Origin of the sequence: Pseudomonas sp., assembly GCF_049301935.1 — a bacterium.
Taxonomy (GTDB): Bacteria; Pseudomonadota; Gammaproteobacteria; order Pseudomonadales; family Pseudomonadaceae; genus Aquipseudomonas.
In genome coordinates, this window is sequence record NZ_JBAQLP010000005.1 from 38823 (window position 1) to 48684 (window position 9862).

Below are 9862 nucleotides of genomic sequence, written 5' to 3' on the forward strand. Positions count from 1 at the left end.
ATGCGCATCCTGCATAGCTCCGACTGGCATCTGGGCCAGCACTTTATGGGCAAGACCCGCCAGGCCGAGCACCAGGCCTTCTGCGCCTGGCTGATCGAGCAGGTGCGCGAGCAAGCGGTGGATGCCGTGCTGATTGCCGGCGATATCTTCGACACCGGCGCGCCGCCCAGCTATGCCCGTGAGCAGTACAACCGCTTTATCGTCGAACTGCGCGCCAGCGGCTGCGAGCTGGTGGTGCTGGGCGGCAACCATGATTCGCCTGCCATGCTCGGCGAGAGCAAGACCCTGCTGGCGCAACTCGGCACGCGGGTGATTCCGGGTGTCAGTGAACACCTTGAAGAGCAGCTGCTGGTGCTGCATCGGCGCGATGGCTCTCCCGGGGCGGTTCTCTGCGCCGTCCCCTTTATCCGCCCGCGCGATGTATTGCTGAGCCAGGCCGGGCAGAGCGCCCAGGACAAACAGCAGTCGCTGCAACAGGCGATTCAACAGCATTACCAGAACCTCTACGCCCTGGCCGAGGCCAAGCGTGTCGAACTGGGCGGTAACTTGCCGATTATCGCCACCGGGCATCTCACCACAGTTGGCGCCAGCACCAGCGATTCGGTGCGTGAGATCTATGTCGGCAGCCTGGAAGCCTTTCCCACCAGCGCCTTTCCGCCGGCCGCCTATATCGCCCTGGGGCATATCCACCGCCCGCAGAAGGTCGGTGGCCTGGAACATATCCGCTACTGCGGCTCGCCGATCCCGCTGAGCTTCGATGAGGCCAGGCAGCAGAAGGAGGTGCTGCTGGTGGAACTGGATGGCAGCGGCTTGCGCCAGATCACTGCGCTGTTGGTACCGCGCTTTCAGCCGCTGCTGTCCTTGCGCGGTTCGCTAAAGGAGCTGGAAGCCGCCATTCAGCAGGCGGCCACACAGGGCAGCGCCGAGCAGCCGGTGTGGCTGGAGGTGCTGGTCGGCACCGATGATTACCTGAGCGACTTGCAACAGCGTATCGCCGCGCTGTGCGAGGGGCTGCCGGTGGAGGTGCTGCGTATCCGCCGCGAGCGCGGCACAGCCAGTGCCAGCCTGCAGGGCCAGGCCAGGGAAACCCTGGATGAGCTGAGCGTGGAGGATGTATTCGCGCAACGGCTAAGCAGTGAAGTCTTGGATGAGGCCGAGCAGGCGCGCTTGCTGGGGCTGTATCAGCAGGTGGTGAGTGAGCTGCGTGAGGGCGAGGCATGAAGATCCTTAGCCTGCGCCTGAAAAACCTCAACTCGCTGAAGGGCGAATGGAAGATCGATTTTCGCGCCGAACCCTTTAGGGACAACGGCCTGTTCGCCATCACCGGGCCGACCGGGGCGGGCAAGACCACGCTGCTCGACGCCATCTGTCTGGCCCTGTATCACCGCACCCCGCGCATGAATACGGTGTCGGCCAGCGCCAATGAACTGATGAGCCGGCACACCGCCGACTGCCTGGCCGAGGTCGAATTCGAGGTCAAGGGTGTGGCCTACCGCGCCTTCTGGAGCCAGCGCCGCGCCCGCGACAAGGCCGATGGCGCATTGCAGGCGCCTAAGGTCGAGCTGGCTGCTGCCAGCGGTCAGATCCTCAGCGACAAGATCAACGAGAAGCTGCGCGAGACCGAGCGCCTGACGGGCCTGGATTTCGAGCGCTTTACCAAGTCCATGCTGCTGGCCCAGGGCGGTTTTGCTGCCTTTCTCGAAGCCAACGCCAACCAGCGCGCCGAGCTGCTGGAAGAGCTGACCGGCACCGATATCTACGGGCAGATTTCCCAGCGGGTGTTCGAGCAGTGCCGCGAGGTAAAAACCGCCCTCGATCAGCTGCGTGCCAAGGCCGAAGGGGTCGAGCTGCTTAGCGAAGAGCAGCGCGCCGAGTTGCAGGCCCAGGCCGAGCAGCTGGCTGTTGATGAGGCCGCGTTCGGCGCACAGCAGGCCGAGTTGCAGCGCCAGCGCCGCTGGAGTGAGGAGCTGAGCAAGAGCCAGGCGCAATTGCACGCCAGCCAGCAGGCCGAGCAGGCGGCGCAGGACGATTTACAGCAAGCCCAGCCGCAGCTGGCGCAATTGGCCGCCAGCGAGCCGGCGCTGCGTTTGCAGCCGTTGCACCATGCCTGGCAGCAGGCCCGCCAGAGCCTGACGCAGACCGAGCAGGGCCTGCAGCTCAATGCCGGCGAACAGCGCCAGGTCGAGCAGGCGATTGCCGAGCAGACCTGGCAGGCCCGCGAGCTTAGCGCCGCGCTGCTCGCCGCCTGCGAGGATCAGCGTCAGCAGCTGGCCGAACGCCTGCAGCAGGTGCAGCAACAACTGGCCGCGCAGCCGCAGCATGGGCGTCTGGGTGAGCAGCTCGGCAGTTGGGGCGAGCAGCTAAAAGCGCGTCAGCAACTGGCCGGGGAAATCGCCCAGCTGCAACACGCTCAGCAGCAGCTGCAAGCAAGCATCGCCGCATTGCAAACGCAGCTCGGCCAGCAAACCGAGCAGCTGGATGCCGCGCAGAATCGCCTGCAGCAGGCCCGTGAGCAGGAAGACACTGCGCAGCAGCAACAGCAGGCGCTGCTCGCCGGGCGCAGTGAGGCAGCCTTGCGTGAGCGCTGGCAGCAGCTGCATATCCAGGGCGCTGTGCTGACCCAGCTGGGCGAGTTGGCCACGGCTGGGCAACGCCTGGCGGCCGAGCAAACCCAGCTGGCCAACGCCCTGACGCTATTGCGCGAGCAGCACCAGGCCAAGGGCGGCGAGGTGGCGCAGTTGCGCCTGAGCTACAAGGACCTGCAGCAGCAGGTGCAGGCCCAGGAAAAACTGCTGGAGCAGGAGCAGCGCATCCAGGCCCTCGAAGCCCATCGCGCCCAGCTGCAACCCGGCGAGGCCTGCCCGCTGTGCGGCTCCGAGTCGCACCCGGCGATCAGCGCCTACCAGGCCCTGGACGTCTCGGCCACCCGGGCGCTGCTCAGCAGCAAGCGTGCCGAGCTGGAGGCCCTGACCGAACAAGGTCGGCAACTGGCCGGCGAGCTGGAAAAACTCGCCGCGCGCCTGGAGCAACAACAGCAGCAGCTTGAACGGGGCCGGCAGACCCAGGCCGAGCAGGGTGAACGCTGGCAGGCGCTTAGTGCGCAGCTGCAAAGCCCGCTGGCCGATGCCGTTGCCCTGGCGGAGCGCCAGGCGCAACAAAGCAGTGAGCTGCAGCAACTGCAGCAGCAACTTGAGCAGTTGCAACAGCTGGGTAGCCAGCTTGAGCAGCACCAGCAGGCGCGGCTGGCCGTGCAGCAGCAGTGCAGCGAGTTGCAACAGCAACAGGCGCTGGGTCGCCTGCAACTGCAGCAACGCCAGGAGCAGAGCGAGCAAGGCCAGGTGCGCCTGCAGCAGATGCAAGCGGCTGCCGACGAGCGCAATGAAAGCCTCAGCCAGGCCCTGGCCAGCTTCGGTTATCAGCTGCCGGACGATGCCAGCGCCTGGCTCAGCGAGCGTCAGGGCGAGTGGCAGCACTGGCAGCACAATCAGCAGCAGAGCCTGGATTTACAGCGCCAGCTCGGCGAGCTGGAGCATGGCCTGCAAGCTGCTGTGCAGCAGGCTCAACTTTGGCAGCAGCGCTGGAATGCGCTGGGCTTGGCCGATCAACCGACCTTGGCCAAGCCCGCCGATGCGCAGGCAGACTTGCAGCAGGCGCAGGTTCAACTTGAAGACGCGCAGCGCCGCCAGCAGCAGCTGGCCGGTAGCCGCCAGGCCCTGGCCAGCCGCCTGCAGGATGATCAGGCGCGGCTGCAGCAGGCCGAGCTGGAGTGGGCAGCGGCGCTAAGCGCCAGCCCCTTTAGCGATGAGGCAAGTTATCTGGCCGCCTTGCTGGATAAGCAGCAGCACCAGCGGCTCGCTGAACTGCAGGCGCGCCTGACTAAGGCCCTGAGCGATGCCCAGGCCCTGGCCAGTGCCGCCGCGCAGCAGCTGGCCGTCTTGCAGGCCAGCCCGGCCACCGTGCGCGATCTCGCGCAACTGGACGAACAGCTGCTTGCCCTTAACGCCCAACTAAGAGCCCTGAGCGAGCGCCAGGGCGAAATCCGCGCCCAGCTGCAGGGCGACGATGCGCGCAGGCAAGGCCAGCAAAGCCTGTTTGCCGGGATCCAAGCCAAGCAGGGCGAATACGATGTGTGGCAGCAACTCAACAGCCTGATCGGCTCGGCCGATGGCGCCAAATACCGCAAGTTCGCCCAGGGCCTGACCCTGGATCATCTGGTCTACCTGGCCAATCAGCAGCTCGAACGCCTGCACGGTCGCTACCAGCTGGCGCGGCGCAGCAGTGGCGAACTGGAGCTGGAGGTGCTCGACACCTGGCAGGCCGATGCGGCGCGCGACACCCGCACCCTGTCCGGCGGCGAGAGCTTTCTGGTCAGCCTGGCACTGGCCTTGGCGTTGTCCGATCTGGTCAGCCACAAGACCAGCATCGACTCGCTGTTTCTCGACGAAGGCTTCGGCACCCTCGACGGCGAAACCCTGGAGGTGGCCCTCGATGCCCTGGATAACCTGAACGCCAGCGGCAAGATGATCGGTGTGATCAGCCATGTGGAGGCGCTCAAGGAGCGCATCCCGGTGCAGCTGAAAGTGCACAAGGGGGTGGGGCTGGGCTACAGCGGGCTGGACAAGCGCTTTGCCCTTTGAGGAGGGGAAGGCGCTGAACAATGTTTCGCTCAAGGCCATAAGGCCATGCGCAGCGTCCCTGCTGGCATTTCATCGCGGCCTTAAATGGCCGCCATCGCTGGCTAACGCGACTGGCCTTATTTCACATACTCGAAACGGGTAAACCAGTCTTCCGCCAGGTGGCGATCATGCTCGGCACCATCCAGGTGGGTCTGGTAGGCGCTGTCGCCATTCAGATAAACCTTCATCCAGGAAGTCACCAGGGTTTTGAACCGGGCATGCTGAGTGGCGCTGCCGCTGTTGATCCAGTCCAGGTGGGACGCGCCCCTGAAGGTGGTCAGCGCGCGGGTGAGGCTGGTCGGCAGCGACTGGTAGTAGCTGGCAACGGTGGACGGATAGGAAACGGTGTCGTTGGCCCCGGCCTGGATCAAGGTCTTGGCGCTGATGCTCGAATAATTGGGCGAGCTAAAGCCGAGGTAGGGGGCGAGGGGCAGCGCGACTGCAATCTGAGTCTTGAGATCGGCCGCTGCCAGCAGTGCGCCGCCACCGCCCATGGAAAAGCCCGTAATGCCCAGTTTGCTGGTTGCCACCTTCCGGTAGATCGGTGAGCTGCTGCGCGTGGTTTCCGCCTTCAGTTTGCTGATGCCCCCTTTGTGTGCGGTCGCCCAGCCTGGCGGGGTGCCAAAGATGTTGTTGGGGGTAATGGCAATAACGATATAGCCGTGGCTAGTCAGGTGGTTGGCCAGCCAGGTCATATCCTCCTTGGTGTTGGAGTAGCCGCCGGTCAGGGTGGTGGCTGGATAACTGGCTGCGCTCAGGCCGCAAGGGTAGGTGACCTTTGCCGATGAGTAGCTGGTGGAGCTGAGGCCGCTGGTGTAGGAACACACCGTGTCGGCACCCGGGGCGGCGGGTGACAGCGCGGCGCTGGCCGCGCTGCTGCCCAGCAGCAGGGCAGCACACAAGGCGAATGTAGACCCTTTGAATGGTATGGCAGGCATGGTGTCTCCAGGCGTTTTTATTGTTGTCGGGCAGGCCCCTTAGCGCACAGGCTGATCAAGGCGCCGGTGTGACCTGGCCTTACGCTAACCGCTGGATAGGCTCTGGGCTTGAATGAATTGACTGTCGTGAATTAAGCGCCTTCGACAAACACCTGCAGCCCGGCGCGTGGCCGCACGAGTGCCGAGGGCTGGAAGCCGAGAATGTTGCGATAGGTGCGCGCGAAGTGCGCGGCATCGGCGAAACCCGCCTCCAGCGCGGCGTCGGTGACGCTGGCACCGCGGGCGATGCGCTGGGTGGAGAGGAACAGCCGATACCACAGCCGGTAACGGCGAATCGGTACGCCGACTTGATCCTTGAACAACGTGACCAGGCGGGACGTGGACAACCCGACCTGCTGCGCCAGGCTGTCGACGCTGAGGTTCTCCTGGGTGCTGGTCTTTATTCGTTGCAGGGTGGCAAGTATGCGCGGATCGCAGCGAAAAGCCGTGCGCGCGACCAGTTCGGGCGGGTTCAGCCAAGCGTCCAGTTGTGGGTAGAGGGTGTCGGGCAGCGTCAGGTGCTGGCTGACCGCGTCAAAGGCGCTGATAAGTTGCTGCTCATTGTGCAGATCGCAATAGGCCGCCTGCTCCTGGCGGCTGGCCAGCTGGCGCAGCACGGCATAATCGAGACCAGTGGCATCCAGGTGACAGTCCGCTACCCACAGCCGTGCGCTATCAACCGTGCCTTGCCAGCCCACGGGCAGCAACAGGCTGCGAGCATAAGAGTCGTGCTGTTGAGCGTAGTGGCGAAAGCGGATATTGCCCTGCAGGCCGATCAACAACCGCGACGCGGCAAGAGACAGCTGAACCGGCGAGTGCAGAGGGCCGAGATAGAGGGTGCGGCGTTCCCAGAGGTAGAGGCGTTGCGGCAAAGCGGCAAGCATCGAGTTGGCTCTAGCGCTGAAAAGCTGCAGAGAGTAGTCGCACCGCGTCACTCTGCCACTCACCCAAACGGGGGCGTGAGCTGCGTGTAACGTCCAGCGGAAGACTCAGCTATCTGGGCCAGGTGGCGCGGCTGTGTGCGCCAATCGCTTGGCCGGGGCGGACCACGGCATTTCGTGCGCGCAACGCGCCCTGATGTGTCTGGTTTGTGCCGCTGGGCAGGTGCATGATCGGGCTTTGGCCTGACGAGCTTGTCACTATGGGCAAATCCTCCTTGCCCCCGGTCTCCGCACTGGGGCGCTTTCTCAAGTTGACCGGCACTGCCACGCGCATCGCCGGCAGTGTCATGGGGCAAAGCCTGCTGCCCGGTCGCGCGGCTATCGACTGGCAGCCGGTGGCCGAGCAACTGGGCGACGTACTGGGGCAGATGAAAGGCCCGGTGCTCAAGCTCGGGCAGTTGGCTTCACAATGGCAGGATGTGTTGCCCGAACCGATAGCCGAGGCCCTGGGCAACTTGCAGAACCGCGTGCCGGCCCTGCCCTTTAGCGCCCTGCGCGGGCATTTGCAGCAGGTGTATGGCGCGGACCTCGAGCGGTTCTTTCAGCAAATCGACGAACAACCCTTTGCCGCCGCGTCCCTGGGCCAGGTGCATCGCGCCGTCGCGGCGGATGGTCGGGCGTTGGTGCTCAAGGTGCAATACCCGGGCATCGCCGAAATCTGCCAGGCGGATCTGCGTCAGCTACGCCGTCTGCTGCCGCTGGGGCGTTTGTTTCGCGCACCGGCCGCGCAGCTGGAGGGCCTGTATCAGGAACTAACGGCGGTGATCGAGGCGGAGCTGGATTACCCGGCGGAAATGCGCCGCCTGCAGGACTTTCGCGCGCATTTCGCCGGCTGGCCGGGCCTGCGTCTGCCGCAGCCCCTGGAAGATCTCTGTCGCCCCGGTGTGCTGGCGCTCAGCGAGGAAGCCGGCCTGCCCTTTGCCGAAGTCAGCCAGGCCAGTGCCGAGGTGCGTGAGCGTCTGGCCCTGACCCTGGTGCGCTGGCTAAGCGCCCAGGCTTTCGAGCTGGGCCTGCTGCATGCCGATCCGCATCCGGGCAATTTCGCCTACACCGCAGCCGGTGAGCTGGTGGTGTATGACTTCGGCTGCGTGCAGACGCTGTCCGCGCCATTGCTGGCGGCCTATGTACAAACCTACAAGGCCTTGCAGGCCCGCGATGGTGAGCAGTTGGAACAGGCCTTCCAGGCGCTCGGCACGCGCCAGCCGCAATCGACCACGCCCTATGGCTTGTACCGTCAACTGCACGGTCTGCTCGGGCCGCTGCTGCAGCCTGGCGTGCACTGGGATTTTGCCGCCACGCCGCTGCATGAACAGGTGCAGCGGCTATTGCCCGATGTGCTGGGCGCGTTGGGCAGCCTGCAACCGGCGCCAGCCACCTTGCTGGTCAATCGCACCCTGGAGGGGCACTACTGGAACCTCAGCCGCCTGGGCGTGGCGCTGCCGGTGGCCGATCTGTTGCAGGTGCAGATGGCCGCACGGTGAGCCCGCGATAGTGCAGCTGAGGGTTTTGGGCGGGGGCGAGTGCGCTGGGCTAACAGGCCGTTGAAAAATGTAGGCGAGACAGGCAGACAAGGCGAAAACGGCCGAAAAAGCCGAGTTTACGTGCTGTAAATGAGCATTTGATTCGCTTCGCTCACCCCAGAGGGGCCGTGCTAAAGCACGTTCAGCCTTAGGCTGTGAGGCCGTTTTCAACGCAGTATTGCCAACGCAGGTAGTTTTTCAACGGCCTGTTAGTGACAACCGGGAATATCGCGTACGCGTGGTCATAAGCCAGTAATACCAACGCGCAGGCGCAGATAAAACGCCATTAATGGTTCATTAAAACGTCATCCTGCGCGTGAAGACTGCTGCGGATTTGTCCAATCCCCGTGTCTTTGCATAAGGATAGTTGCTGTGCTGCGAATCCCTACATTCTGTGCGCTGTTTGCCCTGGCTCCTTTGGCCTCGGCCCTGGAGCTTAAACCCCTGGCGTTGTATCAGAGCGGCTTTGCTGCCGGCACCGAAATTGTCAGTGCGCAGGCCTCGAGTCTGCGCGTGATTGTCTCCAACAGCGCCGAAGGTTTGGTGGATGTGCTGCAGCTGGACCCGGCCAAGGGCCTCAAGCGCATTGCCCGGCATAACCTGCTGGCAGCCGGCACGGGGGAAATCACCTCGGCGATTTTTCATCCCAGCGAAGACCTGTTTGCCGTATGCATCCGCAACAGCGATGGCCTGAAAAATGGCCGGGTTGAGTTGCGTGCGGCGGCCGATGGCAAGCTGCTCAATACCGTGGAAATCGGCATCTGGCCGGACAGCCTGGCGTTCTCGCCCAAGGGTGATTTCATCGTGGTGGCCAACGAAGGTGAAGGCTATGTGCGCGACGGCGAGGGCTTTCGCAGCGGCGACGGCTCGATCAGCCTGATCGACCTGCGTGGCGGTGTGGCGGCGGCCACGCACAGCCTGATCACCCTGCCGGACCTGAAAGGTGTCGAGGGCGCCACCCAGGCCGAGCACAAGCGCCTACTGGAGCGGATGATCGACGGCGAAGAGTTGAAAGTACCGTTCGGCACCAGCCCCGAGCATATCGAGCCGGAGTACGTGACCTTCAGCCCGGACGGCGCGCGTGCCTATGTCAGCCTGCAGGAAAACAATGCCATCGCCGTGATCGATGTGCTGCAAGGCAAGCTGGACAAAGTGTTTGGCGTCGGCAGCGTGCGCCATGCGGCGGATATCGTCGATGACGGCCAGTATCAGCCAACCGCCGAGCTGTTCGCCCTGCGCGAGCCGGATGCCCTGGCCGTCAGCGCCGATGGTCGTTACCTGATCAGCGCCGATGAAGGCGACACCGACCCGAAAATCGCCAAGACCAAGGCCGGCCTGCCCAGCGGTGGTGGGCGCACGCTCAGCGTGTTCGATGCCATAAGCGGCAAGTTGCTCGGTGATACCGGTAACCAGCTGGATGCTAGGGCCGCTCAGGCCGGTGTCTACCCGGATGCACGCAGCCCCAACAAGGGCAGCGAGCCGGAAGGCGTGGTGAGTTTTGATGCCTTCGGCAAACGCCTGGCGGTGGCCACCCTGGAGCGTGCGGATTCGCTGGCGCTGATTGATCTGGATGCGCCTGAGCAGCCCAAGGTGCTGCAGGTAGTCGGCGCTGGCGAAGGTGCCGGTTCCGGCAAGCTGGCGCCGGAAGGCTTGGCGCATATCGAGCACAACGGCCGGCATTTCCTGGTCACCGGCCTAGAGAAGAGTGGCAACGTCGCGCTGTTCGAATTGCTCAAGTAACTAGGGTC

Annotated in this window: 6 protein-coding genes; 4 read left to right on the plus strand and 2 right to left on the minus strand. The window is 64.3% G+C overall.

Annotation, left to right across the window (positions count from 1 at the left end; translation table 11 throughout):
* The gene (sbcD, locus tag WA145_RS00645; RefSeq protein ID WP_422579714.1) at nt 1-1221 is read left to right on the plus strand and encodes an exonuclease subunit SbcD; all 1221 of its coding nucleotides are present in this window, start codon (nt 1-3) and stop codon (nt 1219-1221) included.
* Complete coding sequence (locus WA145_RS00650) at nt 1218-4637, plus strand: AAA family ATPase (protein ID WP_422579715.1); 3420 nt, start codon at nt 1218-1220, stop codon at nt 4635-4637. Before sbcD ends, WA145_RS00650 begins: the two co-directional genes overlap by 4 nt.
* Before the next feature lie 116 nt (nt 4638-4753).
* On the opposite strand, the gene WA145_RS00655 is transcribed toward WA145_RS00650, so the two are convergent.
* Both WA145_RS00655 and WA145_RS00660 read right to left on the minus strand, forming a co-directional pair.
* On the minus strand, nt 4754-5614 hold the full coding sequence (locus tag WA145_RS00655; protein ID WP_422579716.1) for a hypothetical protein: 861 nt from the start codon (nt 5612-5614) through the stop codon (nt 4754-4756).
* Nucleotides 5615-5745: 131 nt separating this feature from the next.
* Nucleotides 5746-6537, minus strand: coding sequence for a helix-turn-helix domain-containing protein (locus WA145_RS00660; RefSeq protein WP_422579717.1), 792 nt, complete (start codon nt 6535-6537; stop codon nt 5746-5748).
* A gap of 257 nt (nt 6538-6794) precedes the next feature.
* On the opposite strand from WA145_RS00660, the gene WA145_RS00665 reads away from it, so the two are divergent.
* Both WA145_RS00665 and WA145_RS00670 read left to right on the plus strand, forming a co-directional pair.
* Nucleotides 6795-8075 carry an ABC1 kinase family protein gene (locus tag WA145_RS00665; RefSeq protein ID WP_422579718.1) on the plus strand — a complete coding sequence of 427 codons (1281 nt, stop codon included), beginning with the start codon at nt 6795-6797 and terminating at the stop codon, nt 8073-8075.
* A gap of 411 nt (nt 8076-8486) precedes the next feature.
* Entirely contained in the window at nt 8487-9854 is a 1368-nt protein-coding gene (locus WA145_RS00670) for a choice-of-anchor I domain-containing protein (protein WP_422579719.1), read from the plus strand.
* The last annotated feature ends 8 nt before the right edge of the window (nt 9855-9862 follow it).